Source organism: Geitlerinema sp. PCC 9228, from assembly GCF_001870905.1.
Lineage (GTDB): Bacteria > Cyanobacteriota > Cyanobacteriia > Cyanobacteriales > PCC-9228 > PCC-9228.
In genome coordinates this window covers 1-18,279 of sequence record NZ_LNDC01000093.1, presented here as the reverse complement: position 1 = coordinate 18,279, position 18,279 = coordinate 1, and the positions used below count along the sequence as shown (strand labels likewise).

The window sequence follows — 18,279 nt, the reverse complement described above, 5'->3', positions numbered from 1 at the left end:
CCTCCCACTCCTCCCACTCCTCCCACTCCTCCCACTCCTCCCACTCCTCCCACTCCTCCCACTCCTCCCACTCCTCCCCCTCCTGTTTGTTATGATTCCCAAATCAGTTGCAGCAATGCCCAGCGGTAGGGGCTGCTAAATTGCTTTTGGCAGATTCTCCCCATTCGTAAATTTCTAGCTTGCCGGGGGAACAACTGCTGCAACCGTGACACGCGCAAGCAGAACCCAAACAGCGAACGCGACCTTTGCGTACCAAACGCCGGAGAATACCTCGCAAAGCATCTTCGCTCATGTCAAAGTGAATGGCAATTTGTTCGATAGAAGCTCTTTTTTGGTTCTGCAAATACATCTGAACGTCTTGTACAATCATAAAATTCCTCAATTCAATCGTTCGTCAATAAGCTATTGGAACTCCGCATAGCGGCGGTTGCTAACACCCGTTGGTCCCAATAATTTCAAAATGCCGACAACAGCGACTAAAGATAGCAGCAATCCGACTATCCAAGCGATAGAAGAAGAAGCGTGTTGCGATAGAGTAGCAGCTTGGTAATAAAATACCGAACCCCAGTAAGCCAAACCAGTGGTCCAACCGGCGGAAAACAGCATCCATCCCAAATTGGCTTCGCGGTAAATTGCTCCCAAAGCTGCCACGCAGGGAAAATACAGCAAGATGAATAACATATAGGCAAAGGCTCCCACTTTTCCGTCAAAGCGTGCAACCATAGCCCCAAAAGTACCGGTGGAAATCCCTTGCATTTCCGCTGCGGTTTCCGGGTCTTTCACATCTACCATGGTTAATCCCAACGGATCGGTGAATGCTGAAGGAAGTTCGGATAGGTTGGCGGGAATGGTGGCAAAGGAAGCTTGGATATTTCCCCAGAAGTCAAAGCTTTCTTCTTCTGTAGCAGCTGCTGCTTCCTTATCGATATTGCTGTACAGAGAATCTAACGTACCCACTACTGCTTCCTTAGCAAACAAACCGGAGAAAACGCCTACCGTAGCCGGCCAGTTATCGGATTCAATACCCATGGGAGAAAATGCTGGCGTGATGGTACGTCCAATGTTGCTCAATACAGAATTTTGCGTGTTTTGATTGCCAAAAGAACCATCTGTACCCACCGAACCTAACAGGCTCAAGATGGTGACCATGATAATGATAATTTTACCAGCTCCCAGTAGAAATCCTTGCAATCGGTCCCAGGTACGCACCAAAATCCCTTTAAGTCTGGGAATCTGATAGGAAGGCAATTCCATGGCAAAGGGGGTGACCTTACCCGGCAGCAGCGTATTTTTGAGGATGATTCCCGTTAACACAGCTGCAGCAATGCCTAGCAGATATAAGGCAAAGACAATATTTTGCCCGGCAATGGGGAAAAAAGCGGTGGCAAATAAGGCATAGACCGGCAAACGCGCGCCGCAAGACATGAATGGATTGATGGCAATGGTTAATAAGCGATCGCGCTTGTTTTCTAAAGTACGGGTTGCCATAATGGCTGGTACGTTACAGCCAAATCCAATGAGTAGGGGAACGAACGATTTTCCGGGCAATCCCAAAAACCGCATCAACCGGTCCATAACAAAGGCGGCTCGTGCCATATAGCCGGAATCTTCTAAGATGGATAAAAATAGAAACAGAAATCCAATGGGGGGAATGAAGGTGGCTACGGTTTGAATCCCACCGCCAATGCCATCGGCTAACAAAGCGATCGCCCATTCCGGCATTCCCCAGTTACCGAGCAAGTGTCCAAATCCGTCAACAAAGATGGTACCGGTAAAAATATCGAAGAAATCAATAAAAGCACCACCCACATTGATGGTAAAGAGGAACATTAAATACATGACCACCATAAAAATGGGGATGCCCAACCAGCGATTGAGAACGATGCGGTCAATTTGGTCGGAACGGGTGGTACTAATTTTGTTTTTGCGTTTGACAGCGCCTTGGCTCACTTGACGCACAAAGCCGTAGCGACTGTCTGCCACCACAATATCCAGGTCTTCTTCAAGAACTTGGTAAATTTTTGAGCGGCTAGATTTGATGGTGTCTTCCCAGGCTGCCAGTTGCTGGGCAGAAAATAATTGGGAAGCCGGACTGTTTTCCGATTCTAAGATTTTGACTGCTAGCCAACGGGGGTCCACAGGCAGTTCTTTGCCTTGGTTTGGTTCTGGAGAGGCTTGAATTTTATCTACCAATGACGCGATCGCATCTTCCATAACTGGGGGATACGCCACGTAGCCGTGGGGAATGGTGGGTTCTGCTAGCGATCGCGCGATCGAAGCCCGCAACTCATCTATTCCCCGATTGCGCGCTGCCGCCACCGGCACAATCGGACATCCCAACCGTTCCATTAACATCTGGCGGTTGATGTCAATTTGCCGTTCCTGCGCCAAATCCGTTTTATTTAAAGCCACCACCATGGGCAGCCGCATTTCCATAATCTGGGTGGTTAAATAGAAATTGCGCTCCAGATTCGCCGCATCGACGATATTCACCACCAAATCGGCTTCTCCCGATAGCAGGTAATCCCGCGCAATAGCCTCATCCAACCCAGAATCTTCATCTTCTGCATCCAGAGAATATACCCCCGGTAGGTCTACCACGGTAATTTCATCATCTCCGGTTTGATAAACCCCTTCCTTGCGTTCCACGGTTACCCCCGGCCAGTTACCGACCCACTGATTGGAACCGGTTAGCTGGTTGAACAAAGTACTTTTACCGCTATTGGGATTGCCTACCAGGGCAATGGTTTTCTGATGCATTCTCTCCTCCTCCTAAAAGCGATCGCGTTGAAATTAATACCTCTAAGCCTCGTTTGCCTTCGAGACCATGACTTTATGAGCCATGCCAGCCCCCAAACCAATGCGATTGTCATCAATGGCAACAATGGTAGAACCGCTAGGGGTGTGACCGATGGTTTCCACGTGTTTGCCAATTGCCAATCCCATGCTGGTCAGACGATGGGCAGCTCGTTCGCCGCTGCGAAAACCAACTACAACCACCCGCTCTCCCGGTTCTGCCATAGCTAACGGATAGGATTTTTCAGCGGATGATACCGGCTTCGTTTCGCTGGCATTGCTGTTGGTGTCTGGCGTGGCATGATTTTCGGCGACACCAAAATAGGTAAAGCCTTCCCAGCCGCGACCTTGACCCTGACCTTGATGTTCTTGTTGTTTGCTAGCTGCTTTACAGCTACGACGAGCGCGTTTGCGAATACCAAACATAGATTGTTCTCCTTTTTTTGGGAATTTTTGGCGGAAAAATTTTCCTACCGTACGGTTACCTAGCTAGACGGATAGCAAGAGCCTAAGTTTGCTATCAAAAGATGGTTTTGCCTACAGCCGGGCAGAAATGCATTTTGTGCAACTAATACAACTAGAAAATTGTTTAACTGTTCCTCCATTACTGCCTGGTGGTTTGTTCTTTATTTACTTATACCGCAGGTGACCTTGTTGAGAAAAGTTTCTAACTACATTGTTACATTTTTTTACATCCTTGTCTAGCCCCATACCAATGCCAATCCCGGCATCTCGGCACTTTCGGAACCAAAGCAGCGGGAGGGGGAGGAACGGACTAAGGCAACCATCCCACCGCCACAGAATGGCAGATGGCAGGATGCTTCTACCGGAATGCCTGGCAAACAACACTCTCTAGCAACAGTTGAATTGCATTCTCAATAATTTTCCCTTTTTGCCACCAGGGAACTGCCAACTAGATGACATCAATTTTTCTATATTGGTGATACAAGAATTTCCCGGCGGACAATTGATAAAAATTGTACTTTTTAAATTAAAATTTTCTTAAATATTGAATTTTTTCTGGCAGTTTTTGCTGGCAATTGGGGTAGGAAAGCGCCGGTCAAAAAATACACCAAACTCCTCAAAACCCACCGATTGGCAAGCAAGGAATCCATGGACTGTCCTGACAAAATATATACTTTCCATCCCCCAACCAGCCGCAGGTGGCAAACCCAGCAAAGGTCATTAGGTATAAATACTCTAGACAGCCAACCAATCGACCAACCCTAGTTTGTGGCGGCAGGGAATCGTTCGCCTCTTGCCGATAGCATGGAACTAGCGATCGCGCCAGCTACGACTTTTACCACAAGAAACCAATATACCAAAATAACTTAATAGAAATGAAAGAATTCAAAAAAAAACTTCCCCCCTCTCCTCTTCCCCTTCTCCAAATCTCCTACAACAACACCTGCAAAAACTTGCGAATCCAAGCAATAGTAACCGCTGGCAATTCCAACTGCGGCGTCAAGCCAGCATCCTTGAGTTCCACAAAGAACTTCACCGTCTCCGGATTCAACGCTGCCAGACGGCGACCAATCTCCGGACCGGTGAACTGAGATTGTTTGCCCCAAAGGATAGCCGTAGGTACGGTAAGCTGTGGGATATATTCCGACAAATCGAAGCACAAATCACCGCGAACAAAGGAAAGAGCTGCATATTCCGCATTGGGTTGCTTGGCAGATTCCAAGTAGGCTTGGACAATTTCGTCAAAAATTCGTTCCGAACGAGCAAACTGTCGCTGTTCGAGAAAACTACGAATGCCGAGTTCGTTAGCAACGCCCAAATTGTAAACAGCGCGGTCTACAATCGGGGTATTGACCAGCTGGGTAAAGAAACTTTGGGTGTATCGTTCGCCAAAATCGGACAAACCGGCAGCGGTGGTGAGAATTAATTTTTGGAATAGGTCCGGACGTTCAACGGCAGCACGAATGGTAAAAGCTGCTGTCAAAGAAGAAGCAACGACGGGAACTGGCGGTGTACAAACCGCTTCGATAAACTCGCAAATCGTGCTAACGTAGTCTTCAATTTGATAGTTTCTGGCTGGATGGGCAGAACGTCCCCAACCAATTAAATCGGGAGCGATGGTATTGTATTCGCCGGCAAAGGCGGGATAGACTTTCGACCATTCGTAAGCGGAAGACCCGCCGCCAAATCCGTGTAAAAAGACCAAAGGTGGAAAGGGAGATGTCTCGGAGGTGGCGTTTTCGGCATCGCCGGAGGCATCGGGTAGCCACCAAGACGATTTTGGTGTATAATATACCACTTCTCCTAAAGATGTGGTGGTAGATTGTTGCTGAAATCCTGGTGGAACGAACATAAAACACCTCAGGATGGCTTATGGCAGGAGAAAAAACGGGTTTCTGGTACGATGGCGCTTGGCATGAGGGGCGTTATTTAGAAATAGAGATTACTGACCCCGGTTGGTTGTATGGGGCGACAGTATTTACCACGTTACGGATTTATAACAGCTCTTGGGAACATCCTTTGACCCATTGGCAAGCCCATCGCGATCGCTTGCAAAAAAGTTTGGCAACATTGGGATGGCAGCAACCGGATTGGTCGCGGGTAGAAGCGGGATTGCAAGTCCACTGCGATCGCGCGGCGGTATTGCGGGTAACAATTTTTCCCGACGGTCGCGAATTGATTTTCGGACGCCCCCTGCCTGTTAATGTAACACAGTGGCAGCAAGAAGGAATTAACGCTTGGGTGGCAGATGGTGCGGAATTTCGCCGTTGGTATCCTGCCCATAAAACAGGAAATTATTTGCCCGCTTGGCAGGCCAAACAGCAAGCTGGTAGCGTGGCAGCTCAGGAAGCCATTTTAACCGATAGCCAGGGCAACTGGCTGGAAACCAGTACGGGGAATTTGTGGGGATGGATGGAGGGATGCTGGGTAACGCCGCCAGCAACGGGGGAGATTTTGCCGGGAATTGCCCGCGCTCAACTGCTGCAATGGCTAAAAAAGCGGCGTATAATGGTGGCAGAAAGTCCCTTTACACCGGAGTTGGTGCAGCAACTATCTGCGATCGCTTATAGCAACAGCGTCGTGGAAGTAGTGCCCATTCGCCAAATTACCGACAGCGATGGTCAAACTCGCTATTTTCCCAAAATTGAGGTGGTTCGGGAGTTGCAGGCTTTCTGGAAACACCATCCCGCAGCGATCGCCCACCAAGGGGATGCCACACAATCCTGAAATAAGTTAATATTAGTTTACATAGCAAAATCATGGATGGTAGCAGCGTGGGATGGCTGGGAACACCAACCCAGACCGTCACATCCTGTACAACCAACAACCTTGTGTCTGGCTGCTTGCAGACCAGATATCTGCGGGTCGTTCGCTCGTGCAAGCCTGCTAGCTAGAGGAAAACCATACCTCCAGCCCCAGCAGGAAGATAAAATCAAACTAAGAACGGGGTTTGCTACCCTAGTTCCCAGTTTGGGTCCATTTATCGGAACGGATAAACAAAAAGCGCCCCAACGCTCATTGCAGGCACAAGTAAGCTGGCTGCAAACACCTGCTAGCTTGGCGCTATATAGTAAAGGAGGATTTGCCCAGTGAGTAAACGCTGGAAAAACGCGGGACTGTACGCACTGCTAGCAATCGTCGTCATTGCTCTGCTCACCGCATTCTTTGAAGACCAACCGCAAGAACCACAACGGTGGAAATACAGTAAATTTATTCAAGCTGTAGAGAACGACCGTATAGAAGGAAGTGTTAGCATTAGCTCCGATCGCTCGGAAGCGACCTTTACCAACCCACAAGGGGAAAAACGGAAAGTGTACCTCCCCGACGATCCGCAGCTAATCGAAACCCTGACCCAGCACGATCTGGACGTCAAAGTCCAACCGCAGAGCAACGATGGTTTCTGGCTGCGCGCGCTCAGTAGCTTCTTCTTCCCCATCCTCTTGCTCGTTGGCTTGCTCTTCTTGCTGCGTAGAGCACAAGGGGGACCGGGTTCGCAAGCCATGAACTTTGGCAAATCCAAAGCCAAAGTGCAAATGGAACCCCAAACCAACGTCTCCTTTAACGACGTAGCCGGTATCGACCAAGCCAAACTAGAACTGACCGAAGTTGTTGACTTCTTGAAAAACGCCGATCGTTTCACCGCCATCGGTGCCAAAATTCCCAAAGGGGTTTTGCTGGTCGGTCCTCCGGGAACCGGTAAAACCCTAATGGCAAAAGCCGTGGCTGGCGAAGCTGGCGTTCCCTTCTTCAGCATTTCCGGTTCTGAATTCGTAGAAATGTTTGTGGGTGTGGGTGCTTCCCGCGTCCGCGACCTGTTTGAACAAGCCAAACAAAACGCTCCCTGCATCGTCTTCATCGACGAAATTGACGCGGTAGGACGTCAGCGTGGTGCTGGCTTGGGTGGCGGCAACGACGAACGGGAACAAACCCTCAACCAGTTGCTCACGGAAATGGACGGCTTTGAAGGCAATACTGGTATTATCATTATTGCTGCTACCAACCGCCCCGACGTATTGGATTCCGCTTTGATGCGTCCCGGTCGTTTCGACCGTCAGGTGGTTGTGGATAGTCCCGACTACGAAGGACGCCGGCAAATTCTGGATGTCCACGCGCGCGGTAAGAGCTTGGCACCCGACGTGGATCTGGAAAAAATTGCCCGTCGTACCCCCGGGTTCACCGGTGCCGATTTGGCTAACTTGCTCAACGAAGCAGCCATTTTGGCAGCACGGCGCAACCTAACCGAAATCTCCATGGACGAAATTAACGACGCGATCGATCGCGTGTTGGCAGGTCCGGAGAAGAAAGACCGGGTGATGAGCGAAAAACGCAAAGCCTTGGTGGCTTATCACGAAGCCGGTCACGCCTTGGTTGGTGCGCTGATGCCGGATTACGACCCAGTTCAGAAAATCAGCATCATCCCCCGGGGAGCTGCTGGCGGTCTGACTTGGTTTACGCCGAGTGAAGAACGCATGGATTCGGGACTGTACAGCCGTTCCTATTTGGAAAATCAAATGGCTGTAGCGCTCGGCGGTCGCGTGGCTGAAGAAATCATCTTTGGCAACGACGAGGTGACGACTGGTGCTTCCAACGACCTGCAACAGGTGGCACGGGTTGCACAGCAAATGGTCACCCGCTTCGGTATGAGCGAACGTCTTGGTCCTGTGGCTTTAGGTCGCCAGCAAGGTGGCATGTTCCTGGGTCGCGATATTGCTTCCGAACGCAACTATTCGGAAGAAACGGCTTCTGCGGTTGACGACGAAGTTCGCAACTTGGTGGAGTTGGCTTACCGTCGCGCCCGAGATGTGTTGGTGAACAACCAGCATATTCTCGATACCATTGCTCAGAAGCTCATTGACAAAGAAACGGTAGACGCCGAGGAGTTGCAAGAAATTCTCGATAGCAATGAAGTGAAGATGGCTGCTATGGTCTAGGCTGTAGCTGCATCTTTCCGTAAAGCTGAGTTCTCGATGGTCGGAGGTTGCCAGTTGGCTGGTGCCTCCGATTTTTTGAAACCAGGATTTCTTAAAAAAATGCAAGAAATGATTGGCGTAGTTTTTGTAGGGTGTGCCCTGCCCACCCTACGATTTCTAGCATTTATAGGAATTTTGATATAGTAGTTTTTGTCGTAGGGTATCTATTTTAATTTGGTAGGTAAAGCGATCGCTAAAGTTTCTATTTTGAAAACAATCTAGCTATTCAGTTCCCCACTATTTTAGCCTAGATACGCTTGTAGGGTGTGCCCTGCCCACCCTACGATTTCTAGCATTTATAGGAATTTTGATATAGTAGTTTTTGTCGTAGGGTATCTATTNGGTAAAGCGATCGCTAAAGTTTCTATTTTGGAAACAATCTAGCTATTCAGTTCCCCACTATTTTAGCCTAGATACGCTTGTAGGTGGGCATTGCCCACCCTACTACGATTTCTAGCATTTATAGGAATTTTGATATAGTGGATTTGGTATGATAGGGAAATTGGGAAATTTTAGACAATCATTATTTTTCAGAAATGACATAACTTTGAAACGCCTATTTCAAGTCAGATTTGGATAATATTTCATGGAGCCTGGAAACTTGCTACGTACGCCGCGCGATCGCAACGCCACCAAAGCATAATACAATAGGCGAGAATAGCCCACCGGCAAGCAACGTTCATGGCAGTCAGTAAATTCCGCCTTTCCCATTGGTACCAAGCCGCACAAAACGCCAGCCTCGACCAAAAAATGATGGTGGTGGGGTTAGCCATTACATTAACATTTGTCGCGATCGCACTTTTTGCGCCGCTGTTTGAAGCCATCGGTCTGCTACAAGACCCCACCACCTTCCTAGACAACCAAACCCAACAACCCCCTAGCTGGCAGCATTGGTTTGGTACCGACCGTTTGGGTCACGATGTATTTTCCCGCACCCTCTACGGTTCGCAAGTAGCCTTGCAAGTAGTGATTCTAGCCACATTTCTCAGTATGGGAACCGGGGTTCCCCTCGGCTTAATTAGCGGTTACTTGGGTGGCAGATTGGATAAAATCCTGCTATTTTTTATGGATACCATCTATACCCTGCCGGGATTGCTGCTTTCGATTACGCTAGCATTTGTCGTCGGCAAAGGAGTGTTTAATGCCGCGATCGCATTAAGCATTTCTTACATTCCGCAATACTACCGAGTGGTACGCAACCAAACCGTCAGCGTCAAAACCGAACTATTCGTAGAAGCCGCACAAGCCATGGGTGCCAGCCGTTGGACCGTTTTATCTCGCTACCTCCTACTCAACGTTATCCAAAGCGTTCCCGTTTTATTTACACTCAACGCCGCCGATGCCATTCTGGTGTTAGGCGGGTTGGGATTTCTGGGATTGGGGTTGCCGGCAGAAGTACCGGAATGGGGTCACGATTTGCGTCAAGCCTTACCCGCTTTACCCACTGGCGTCTGGTGGACCAACCTATTTCCCGGTTTTGCCATGACGCTGATGGTGGTTGGCTTATCCATGTTGGGAGAAGGATTGAACCGTTTGTTTGGGGAACCATCGTGAGCGAACAACCAACAACCAGCAACCCATCCGTTATCGGCATTGATGTGGGCGGTACCAAGATAAAATTGGGGAAATTCCGTCAAGATGGTACCTGCGACGCCAGCCACAGCATCAATACGCCGCAACCTGCCTACCCCAAAGCGGTGGTTGATGCCATGGCCAAAGCGATCGCGCAAATTGACCCGAATTCTAATAGTATCGCCATTGGTATCGGTACCCCAGGACCAGCCGACGCTGAAGGTAGAATAGCCAGATATGCCATCAACCTCGCCGAATGGAACCATGTTCCCCTAGCGGATTTGCTAGAAGCCAAAACCCAACTGCCAGTTGTAGTCGCCAACGATGCCAACTGTGCCGGATTGGGGGAAGCTTGGCTGGGTGCCGGTCACCACCTGCGCCATCTCATTATGCTAACCTTGGGAACGGGGGTTGGCGGTGCCATTATCTTAGATGGCCAACTGTTTGTGGGACATCAGGGAACCGCTGGCGAGTTGGGATTGATAACCATCAATTTATACGGTCCTGACTGTAAAAGCGGTAACCAAGGGTCTTTGGAACAACACGTTTGTACCGCTGCCATTCGACGGGAAACTGGCATGGAACCGGAAACCTTATCTAGATTGGCTGCCAAAGGCAATTCCCAAGCGATCGCATTTTGGCAGCATTACGGACATATGCTAGGGGCAGGACTGGCAAATTTGATTTACGTTTTGGCACCAGAAGCCGTTATCCTAGGAGGGGGTATTGGCGCCAGTGCCGAATTTTTCTTGCCCTCAGTAGAAGCGGAAATTCAGCGACGGGTGGTACCGCCTTCGAGGGAAAACCTGCAAATTCTCATAGCCAAATTGGGAAATGACGCCGGCATGGTGGGGGCAGCCAAATTGGCTTGGCAACAAATAGCAAATCGCCCCTCAGACATGAGATAATAACAAAATCCGTACGTTTGCACACTTTATTTTGGCACGGCGATCGAGTAGGCTGCCCTTGAACCATTTCTGTTCGTTCTGAAATTCTTTTCTATGTCTTTAACTTGCCAACAACTGCTAGATAAATACCCACAAAAATGGAAAGCCGCCATTTCCCATCCTTTCCTCGACAACTGTTCGGCGGGAACCATCAAACCGGAACAGTTCAATACCTGGCTGGTCCAAGACTATTTGTTTGTTATTGAATTTACTCGATTTCTGGCACAAGGATTGGCATCGGCACCTGTGGAACATTTTGATGTTTTGCTAGGAGGGTTGCATGCCATCAAAGACGAACTGCAATGGTTTCAAACCAAAGCAAAGGAACGCCAGTTGAGTTTGGATGTTCCCAAACAAGCTGCCTGTCAAGCCTACGGAGAGTATATGGCTGGTTTGGCAAATGCTCCCTATCCGGTGCAAGCCGTAGCGTTGTGGGCAATTGAAATCGCTTACAATCAAGCTTGGCAGCTACCAGGGAAAATGGCTGCGCCTTATTTGGAATTTGCCGAACGTTGGGGGAATTCCCAATTTTCTGAATACGTGCAACTTTTGGGAAAACAAGCGGATGCGGCTTTGGAAAACGCTACGCCCCAAGTGCAGCAACAGGCGGAAGATGCTTTTTTGAAAATTGCGGAATTAGAAAAAGATTTCTGGCAAATGGCTTATAAAACCGAATAAGTTCTGTTTGGGTATGTTTATGGCCAATCTTTCTGTCGATGAAAATCGCCAAGTCAGTAAAAACCAGGGTGCAGAACTTACTGCCTACGATTTGTGGAAGTTTTACGGTCCCATGGCAGTGGTGCAGGGGGTGAATTTTACCCTCTATCCTGGGGAAGTGTTGGGACTTTTGGGACCGAATGGTGCTGGCAAAACGACGATTGTGGGGATGCTGTACGGTCGCGTGGTTCCCAGCCGTGGTTTTGCTCGATTTGGTTCCTATCATATTCAAACCCAAGGAAAACAAGCTCGTGCTTGTATGGGGATTGTTACCCAGGATGATAATCTCGACCCGGATTTTACGGTTTGGGAAAATTTGGTGAATTTTGCTCGTTACTATCGGATTGTGGGGAAGGAGGCGACCAAACGAGCAGGGGAAGTGCTGGCACAAGTGAACTTACAAAACCGCAAAGATGCCAAAATTGACGAGCTGTCTGGGGGGATGAAACGGCGTTTGGTATTGGCGAGGGCGTTGCTCAATCACCCGCAGGTGGTGTTTTTGGACGAACCGACTACGGGATTGGACCCAGATGCGCGTCAGGATTTTTGGCAGTTGATTGTCCAGTTAAAACAAGGTGGTTGCGGTATTTTGCTGACGACACACTATATGGAAGAAGCGCAAAGGCTGTGCGATCGCTTACTTTTGTTACAGCAAGGGCAGGTCATCGACGAAGGAACGCCAACGGCACTCATCAAACGTACGGTGGGAACGGAAATGGTGGAAATTGAGGGAATTGACGGCGAACCATTGCGGCAACTCGCCAAAGAACACCAAGTCTGGATGCGTACTTTTGGCAGCAGCTACCTGATTGCTTTGCCAGCTACTCAACCCGAACTGTTGTGGGAGAAGCTACACCAGCTACAATCCACTGCCATTCGCCGCCGCAATGCCAATTTAGACGATGTTTTCCTCAAACTGACGGGAACCGAACTATAGCGCGATCGCTAGCAAAAACTTTACAATAGGTGTCAGCTTCCACATCTGCTATGGCTGGGACTTCCAACCTATGAAACGCCTAAGTACCGTTACTTTGTGGGGAATCTATTCCGTATGGCGTCGCCATGCCAAAGTTTACCAGAAAACGTGGCTGGTGAATTTTCTAGCGCCTCTATCGGAACCGCTGGTATATTTAGTTGCCTTTGGATATGGTTTGACTCCCCTGGTAGGGGAAGTTACTTATACCGGAGAAACCATTTCCTACCGGGAATTCATTGCCCCTGGTATGATGGGAATTGCGCTTTTGTTTCAATCTTTTTTTGAAGCTGCTTATGGCAGTTATATCCGGTTGAGCTATCAAAAGAACTGGCAAGCCTTACTGACTGCCCCTTTGAGTTTCTCCGAAGTTTTTTTGGGAGAGTGGTTTTGGGCAGCTACCAAAGGGGTTATTGCCGGTACCCTAACGGGAGTTATTGCTATTCTACTAGGACTTTATCAAGTTTGGCATTTGCTGCTATCAATTCCTATTATTATTTTGGGAGGACTCACTTTTGCCGCTTTTGGCTTGCTGACAGCAGGAACAGTACGTACGGTGGACCAAATTAACGTTCCCATTTTCTTATTTATCATTCCTATGTTCACTTTGTGCGGTACCTATTTTCCCAGGGAAACGTTACCTTCCACCATCGAAACCATTGCCAGCATTTTACCGTTAGCGGCATTAATCGATTTGCTACGCTGGCCTTTGGGAGTACCTCGTTGGTGGCTGATGGCTTTGCTTTGGCTGCTTTTCTGGATGTTTCTGCTAGTGGTTGCCGCCGCCAAGAAGATTTATCCCAGGTTGATTGATTAAACAACTCCATCTTTACTTAACTCGATTCGTTATTTTGGGACTGCTGTGCGATCATTTGCTGGACTTGTTCTACGCTTAAATCCACCAATTCCGCAATCTCTTCAACTGGGAAGTCGCGGTTGAATAATTTCAAAATCATCTTTTTCTGTGCCGCCAAACTTCCTTGCGCTATCCCTTCTGCTTTGCCTTCGGCTATCCCTTCTGCTTTACCTTCGGCTATCCCTTCCTCTTTCATTTCTTGAGCAAAGCGCGTTTTTCTCAAATCGTCGGTAGCAAACATGGCTGCTAGTTCCTCCTTGCTTAAATTGGGTAATTTGTACAAAACCACCGTTTCTATGAACTCGATAATTTTTTGCTTCTCTAACTGATTGGTGGCTTCCGTTTGCACGCGATTGACCAACCGCGAAACTGTTGGTGGCACTTGCGTGTCTTTCTCTACCATCAATTTTACAATTTCTAAGCCCAAAGAGCTATTGCTGGGAATTTCTAGTTCGTTGAGATAAATTCGCTGTACCAGGTTAGAGTTGAGCATGGGAGCATAGGGTTGTGCTTCCCTGTGGGTAAAGTCTTGGCTGCGGCTGGGATAGATGACGACTGCTTGCCATCGTTGTTGGGGATGATGGCGTCTGAGGAAGATAAAGATTTCCGAAAACAGACGCGCATAAATTTCTAGGTCTTTTTTAAATTGAACTTCGATAAAGTAGATGGGAGAGTCGATGGCGTTGTCTTTGGGGAGAAAGGCACCATCCATGCGAAAGGCGGCTTCTTTGACTTCGATGGCGTCGAAGCGATAGTTTTCTACCTGGTTGGCTGAACCAATCATTTCAAAGAAGCTTTCGGGGAATTGCTGAAATAACTGATAAAATAAATGGTCGGTTCTCATGTATGTGGTATTTTCTATTTTCAAAAAGAAAATAAAACCGATTGAGGGCGAGCAATAACTCACCCTACAAGGGACATACCAAAAGTCAATCTAGGGCAATGTGTACCCAGTTTTCTCCTTTATATAATTTACGATTTGTTCGTAGGCTTCTGGATCGCTTTGCATGGTAATAGTGAGGTGGGTGTCGCTATTATTTAAATAAATAGTTAGTCTGCCATTCCAAGAGAGAGAGAAGGCACAAATGCGATCCAGATCGATCACGTAGACTTGCTTGTCTCGTTCGTAGTTAATTTTGATCCAGTTGGTCACGACACCTCCTCAATTCCCAGAAGTTAGGAAACTTCCAAGGTTGAATGTAGTGGTGAAGTTGACTGGAGGGATTCGGAGGTGGTCTCCAAACTGGGTTCGGTTGCAGATGTCGCGGAGGAAGATTGACCGCCACGCGCGATCGCTGATTGAATCAAACCTTGGAATAATGGATGGGGCATGCTTGGTCGCGACTCGAATTCCGGGTGGAATTGAGTGGCAATAAAGAAAGGATGGGAAGGCAATTCGATGGCTTCTACCAAACGACCATCGGGGGAAGTGCCGCTGATGCGGTAGCCAGACTCCACAAACAAATTGCGGTAAGCGTTGTTAAACTCGTACCGATGGCGATGGCGTTCGTATACCACTTCTTTTTGCTGGTATAGTTCGTATACTAACGTATTGGGTAGCAATCGCGAAGGATACAACCCCAGGCGCATGGTTCCCCCCAGATCCACCACATCCTGCTGTTCTGGCAGCAAGTTAATCACCGCATGCTCGGTTTCGGCATTAAACTCGGCACTGTGAGCGTTAGACAACCCAGCCTGATTGCGCGCCCATTCAATGACCGCACATTGCATGCCCAAACACAAGCCTAAAAAGGGAATCCCCTGTTCGCGGATGTATTGGACTGCTTTAATCTTACCATCGATGCCGCGCGTCCCAAATCCACCGGGTACGATCGCGCCTTGAATTCCTTCTAAATAGGTAGCTGGATCCTCGCAAGCTTCCAAATCTTCCGAGTTCACCCAACGGATATTCACGTCGCATTTCATGGAAATACCAGCATGGCGCAAAGCTTCCATCACTGACAAGTAGGCATCGCTCAAACGAACGTACTTGCCGATAATGGCAATTTCCACTCGGTGGGTGGGATGGTATAGGCTATCCACCAATATTTGCCACTGGCTGAGTTCTGGGGAACGATGTTCTAGATGCAGCAGCGACAACACTTGATTGGCAAGACCTTCTTTTTCCAGCAATAGGGGAGCTTCGTAAATGCTTTTGGCATCCGGCGCTGGAATCACTGATTCTACGGGAACGTCGCAAAATTCCGAGAGTTTCTCTTTAATCCCCGGTTGTAGCGGGCGATCGCAGCGACAGATTAAAATATCCGGTTGAATACCGATAGAGCGCAATTCTTTTACCGAATGCTGGGTGGGTTTGGTCTTCATTTCCCCGGCAGAAGCGATCCAGGGAACCAGGGTTACATGCATGTACAGGACATTTCCGCGTCCCACATCTTTGCGAAACTGGCGAATGGCTTCCAAAAACGGTAACGACTCGATATCGCCGACTGTACCGCCAATTTCTGTAATCACCACGTCTGGATTGGTATTTTTCGCCACGCGGTGGATGCGTTCTTTGATTTCTGTGGTAATATGAGGGATTACCTGTACCGTGCAGCCTTGATAGTCTCCCCGACGTTCGCGATTGAGAACGGCTTGGTAAATGGAACCGGTGGTCACGCTATTGAGGCGAGACATGTGCGTGTCGGTGAAGCGTTCGTAGTGTCCCAAATCCAAGTCGGTTTCTGCCCCATCCTGGGTGACAAAAACTTCTCCGTGTTGAAAAGGACTGAGCGTGCCTGGGTCTACGTTAATGTAGGGGTCTAGCTTTAAAATCGATACGGAATAGTCCCGCGATTTCAGCAAACGCCCCAGACCAGCGGCAACAATCCCTTTGCCAATGCTAGAAACCACGCCACCTGTTACAAAAATAAACTTAGTCATAGCCTTTTAACCGATACCTGAACCCCTACGTCAAAATTGCAATAACGACCGGTTGGTGTTGATATACCCCGATCATTGTGCCATACTATATTGATTTTGAATTGGCTATTTTTCCAAGTTAGTCGAGCAGTTGCCATCCTGTAGACTTTTCTCTTCGGGATGAATGTAGTTGGTTGTTGGTTTAAGATATGTGCGCTATCCGTTCCCATTTTTTCGCCAATGTTGTCGGTAGTTTAGTCCTAGCGGCGGTTCGGATCCCAGCGGTGTTGGCTGGGGAGGCATCCCTCAAGGTCGTTTATCCACCGCCAGAACATCAAACCACGGCCGAACAAATTTTTTTGATTGGTACATCTTCGCCAGATGCGCCGGTCTACGTCAATGGTGAAAAAATTGAAGTGCGCAGCTCTAACGGTCATTTTGCCCCGAGTTTTCCGTTGCAGATGGGGGAAAATACGTTTACGATTCGCCAGCAAGACCAGCAGATTCGCCTGCAGGTAACTCGCCAGTCTACCGTACCGCCACAGCCAACGGGTTTCGTCTTCGGGGAAAATTCCCTGACACCAGCGGTGGATATTGCCCGCCAGCCGGGAGAAAGAGTTTGCTTTAGCGCGATCGCTCCTGTGGATGCTAAGGTAACGGTACAAATTAGCGATCGCGTGGTGGAGCTATCGCCAACCCCCCAACTGGTACAACTGCCTTCCAATCTTGCCGCCCTCACAGGGAAAAATCAACCCCAATCCCACTCGGTTCCCGGCCGCTATCAAGGTTGCACCAGCTTTACCCAGCCAGGCAATTGGGGGCATCCTGAATATATTCTGACCCAAGACGGACAAACCCACAAACAAACAGCTGCCGGTCAAATAGAAATTTGGTCGGAAAATCGCTTTCAAATTGCTGAGGTAACCGCCGACTCCGGTACGGCAAGAACGGGTCCCGGAACCAGCTACTCCCGCCTGAGTCCCCTGCCTCAAGGCACGCAAGCCACGATTTCTGGCAAAGAAGGCAACTGGTGGCGGTTGGAGTACGGTGCCTGGATCCACGCAGAGCAGGTGAGGACTTTTTTCCATCCTACCCCGGTGGCTTCGATCGTCCGCAGCCTGCGATCGCAAACCGAAAACCACCGCACGAAGATTTATTTTCCCTTACAAGCCCCCGTTCCGGTGAAAGTTCGCCAACAAAGCGATCGCTTGATCCTCACTTTGTACCATACCACTGCCCAAACCGATACCATTGCCTTTAGCAACAATTCCCTGGTGAAAAGGTTGGACTGGCAAGCAGAAACCAGCGAACGGGTGCAATATACCTTCCATCTTACCACCGACCAGCAGTGGGGCTACCAACTTCGCTACGAAGGCACCACCTTGGTTCTGTCGTTACGGCATCCCCCTGATGTTTCCCCCACTCAACCCCTTGCCGGATTGAAAATTCTGTTAGACCCCGGTCACGGCAGCGAAAACGACCTGGGAGCGCGCGGTCCCACCGGCTATCCGGAAAAAGATCTTACCCTGAAAGTAGCCAAACTCTTGCGAGACGAGCTAGAAAAACGGGGGGCTACCGTCATTATGACCCGGGAAGGGGATGAAGATCTGTATCCCAGCGATCGGGTAGAGATAATTCAACAAACCCAACCCCACCTGGCTTTCAGCTTACATTACAACGCCCTTCCCGACAACGGTAACGCCATTGCAACCCAAGGCATTGGCACCTTTTGGTACCATCCCCAAGCCCAGGATTTAGCCGTATTTTTACACGACCATCTGGTCAGCGACTTGCAACGACCCAGCTACGGTGTTTTTTGGAACAATTTAGCTCTCACCCGCCCCACCATTGCTCCAACGGTCTTGTTGGAATTGGGATTTACGATCAACCCCTTTGAATTTGAATGGATTACCAATCCCCAAGCACAGGAAAACCTAGCGGTATCCCTAGCAGAGGGAATTGAAACTTGGGTGGGGCAGTCATTGCCATAAGGGGCAACCGAAGGGGCGCATGGGCGTTATTGAAGATAGGAAGTTGTTGACACTCTCACGAATAGAATTCGTGAGATTCTCGCTTCATCGGGTGTGCCTAGATAGATTAGCTATGAACTAGTCCATCCCC

General features: G+C 48.9%; 16 protein-coding genes. 8 read left to right on the top strand and 8 right to left on the bottom strand.

Features of this window, described 5'->3' with window-relative positions; genetic code table 11:
• Positions 1–103 precede the first annotated feature (103 nt).
• From AS151_RS07825 to AS151_RS07810, 5 genes are all read right to left on the bottom strand, one after another.
• Entirely contained in the window at positions 104–370 is a 267-nt protein-coding gene (locus AS151_RS07825; RefSeq protein WP_071516488.1) for a FeoC-like transcriptional regulator, read from the bottom strand.
• 32 nt (positions 371–402) lie between these two features.
• Positions 403–2,760 (bottom strand): Fe(2+) transporter permease subunit FeoB, encoded by a 2,358-nt coding sequence (gene feoB, locus AS151_RS07820; RefSeq protein ID WP_071516487.1) that lies wholly within the window; start codon positions 2,758–2,760, stop codon positions 403–405.
• A gap of 42 nt (positions 2,761–2,802) precedes the next feature.
• Complete coding sequence (locus AS151_RS07815) at positions 2,803–3,222, bottom strand: FeoA family protein (RefSeq protein ID WP_071516486.1); 420 nt, start codon at positions 3,220–3,222, stop codon at positions 2,803–2,805.
• A 275-nt stretch (positions 3,223–3,497) separates the two neighbouring features.
• A complete protein-coding gene (locus AS151_RS22025; RefSeq protein WP_170861343.1) occupies positions 3,498–3,638 on the bottom strand; it encodes a hypothetical protein in 141 nt (46 codons plus the stop codon).
• A gap of 554 nt (positions 3,639–4,192) precedes the next feature.
• Entirely contained in the window at positions 4,193–5,113 is a 921-nt protein-coding gene (locus AS151_RS07810) for an alpha/beta hydrolase (protein WP_071516485.1), read from the bottom strand.
• A 20-nt stretch (positions 5,114–5,133) separates the two neighbouring features.
• On the opposite strand from AS151_RS07810, the gene AS151_RS07805 reads away from it, so the two are divergent.
• The 7 genes from AS151_RS07805 to AS151_RS07770 all read left to right on the top strand — a co-directional run bounded on the left by AS151_RS07805 (position 5,134) and on the right by AS151_RS07770 (position 13,257).
• Positions 5,134–5,988 carry an aminotransferase class IV gene (locus AS151_RS07805; RefSeq protein WP_071516484.1) on the top strand — a complete coding sequence of 285 codons (855 nt, stop codon included), beginning with the start codon at positions 5,134–5,136 and terminating at the stop codon, positions 5,986–5,988.
• A 362-nt stretch (positions 5,989–6,350) separates the two neighbouring features.
• On the top strand, positions 6,351–8,192 hold the full coding sequence (ftsH3, locus tag AS151_RS07795) for an ATP-dependent zinc metalloprotease FtsH3 (RefSeq protein WP_071516482.1): 1,842 nt from the start codon (positions 6,351–6,353) through the stop codon (positions 8,190–8,192).
• Positions 8,193–8,912: 720 nt separating this feature from the next.
• Positions 8,913–9,785, top strand: a complete 873-nt coding sequence (locus tag AS151_RS07790) for an ABC transporter permease (protein WP_071516481.1) — start codon at positions 8,913–8,915, stop codon at positions 9,783–9,785.
• Positions 9,782–10,711 (top strand): ROK family protein, encoded by a 930-nt coding sequence (locus AS151_RS07785; RefSeq protein WP_211517557.1) that lies wholly within the window; start codon positions 9,782–9,784, stop codon positions 10,709–10,711. Before AS151_RS07790 ends, AS151_RS07785 begins: the two co-directional genes overlap by 4 nt.
• Before the next feature lie 93 nt (positions 10,712–10,804).
• The gene (locus tag AS151_RS07780) at positions 10,805–11,428 is read left to right on the top strand and encodes a TenA family transcriptional regulator (protein ID WP_071516480.1); all 624 of its coding nucleotides are present in this window, start codon (positions 10,805–10,807) and stop codon (positions 11,426–11,428) included.
• Positions 11,429–11,447: 19 nt separating this feature from the next.
• Positions 11,448–12,404 carry an ABC transporter ATP-binding protein gene (locus AS151_RS07775; protein ID WP_071516496.1) on the top strand — a complete coding sequence of 319 codons (957 nt, stop codon included), beginning with the start codon at positions 11,448–11,450 and terminating at the stop codon, positions 12,402–12,404.
• Positions 12,405–12,474: 70 nt separating this feature from the next.
• A complete protein-coding gene (locus tag AS151_RS07770; protein ID WP_071516479.1) occupies positions 12,475–13,257 on the top strand; it encodes an ABC transporter permease in 783 nt (260 codons plus the stop codon).
• 16 nt (positions 13,258–13,273) lie between these two features.
• On the opposite strand, the gene AS151_RS07765 is transcribed toward AS151_RS07770, so the two are convergent.
• The 3 genes from AS151_RS07765 to AS151_RS07755 form a co-directional block, all read right to left on the bottom strand.
• Positions 13,274–14,140 (bottom strand): Rpn family recombination-promoting nuclease/putative transposase, encoded by an 867-nt coding sequence (locus AS151_RS07765; protein ID WP_071516478.1) that lies wholly within the window; start codon positions 14,138–14,140, stop codon positions 13,274–13,276.
• Between the two features lie 90 nt (positions 14,141–14,230).
• Positions 14,231–14,449, bottom strand: coding sequence for a hypothetical protein (locus tag AS151_RS07760; RefSeq protein WP_071516477.1), 219 nt, complete (start codon positions 14,447–14,449; stop codon positions 14,231–14,233).
• 23 nt (positions 14,450–14,472) lie between these two features.
• A complete protein-coding gene (locus AS151_RS07755) occupies positions 14,473–16,179 on the bottom strand; it encodes a CTP synthase (protein ID WP_071516476.1) in 1,707 nt (568 codons plus the stop codon).
• A gap of 188 nt (positions 16,180–16,367) precedes the next feature.
• On the opposite strand from AS151_RS07755, the gene AS151_RS07750 reads away from it, so the two are divergent.
• A complete protein-coding gene (locus AS151_RS07750) occupies positions 16,368–18,149 on the top strand; it encodes an N-acetylmuramoyl-L-alanine amidase (protein ID WP_071516475.1) in 1,782 nt (593 codons plus the stop codon).
• The last annotated feature ends 130 nt before the right edge of the window (positions 18,150–18,279 follow it).

What these genes read in the sequence shown, in the direction of transcription:
- AS151_RS07815 (WP_071516486.1), bottom strand. Translation starts at nt 3,222, where the DNA reads ATGTTTGGTATTCGCAAACGCGCTCGTCGTAGCTGTAAAGCAGCTAGC.
- AS151_RS07775 (WP_071516496.1), top strand. Translation starts at nt 11,448, where the DNA reads ATGGCCAATCTTTCTGTCGATGAAAATCGCCAAGTCAGTAAAAACCAG.
- AS151_RS07810 (WP_071516485.1), bottom strand. Translation starts at nt 5,113, where the DNA reads ATGTTCGTTCCACCAGGATTTCAGCAACAATCTACCACCACATCTTTA.
- feoB (WP_071516487.1), bottom strand. Translation starts at nt 2,760, where the DNA reads ATGCATCAGAAAACCATTGCCCTGGTAGGCAATCCCAATAGCGGTAAA.
- AS151_RS07750 (WP_071516475.1), top strand. Translation starts at nt 16,368, where the DNA reads ATGTGCGCTATCCGTTCCCATTTTTTCGCCAATGTTGTCGGTAGTTTA.
- AS151_RS07805 (WP_071516484.1), top strand. Translation starts at nt 5,134, where the DNA reads ATGGCAGGAGAAAAAACGGGTTTCTGGTACGATGGCGCTTGGCATGAG.
- AS151_RS07755 (WP_071516476.1), bottom strand. Translation starts at nt 16,179, where the DNA reads ATGACTAAGTTTATTTTTGTAACAGGTGGCGTGGTTTCTAGCATTGGC.
- AS151_RS07780 (WP_071516480.1), top strand. Translation starts at nt 10,805, where the DNA reads ATGTCTTTAACTTGCCAACAACTGCTAGATAAATACCCACAAAAATGG.
- AS151_RS07770 (WP_071516479.1), top strand. Translation starts at nt 12,475, where the DNA reads ATGAAACGCCTAAGTACCGTTACTTTGTGGGGAATCTATTCCGTATGG.
- AS151_RS07825 (WP_071516488.1), bottom strand. Translation starts at nt 370, where the DNA reads ATGATTGTACAAGACGTTCAGATGTATTTGCAGAACCAAAAAAGAGCT.
- AS151_RS07790 (WP_071516481.1), top strand. Translation starts at nt 8,913, where the DNA reads ATGGCAGTCAGTAAATTCCGCCTTTCCCATTGGTACCAAGCCGCACAA.
- AS151_RS07765 (WP_071516478.1), bottom strand. Translation starts at nt 14,140, where the DNA reads ATGAGAACCGACCATTTATTTTATCAGTTATTTCAGCAATTCCCCGAA.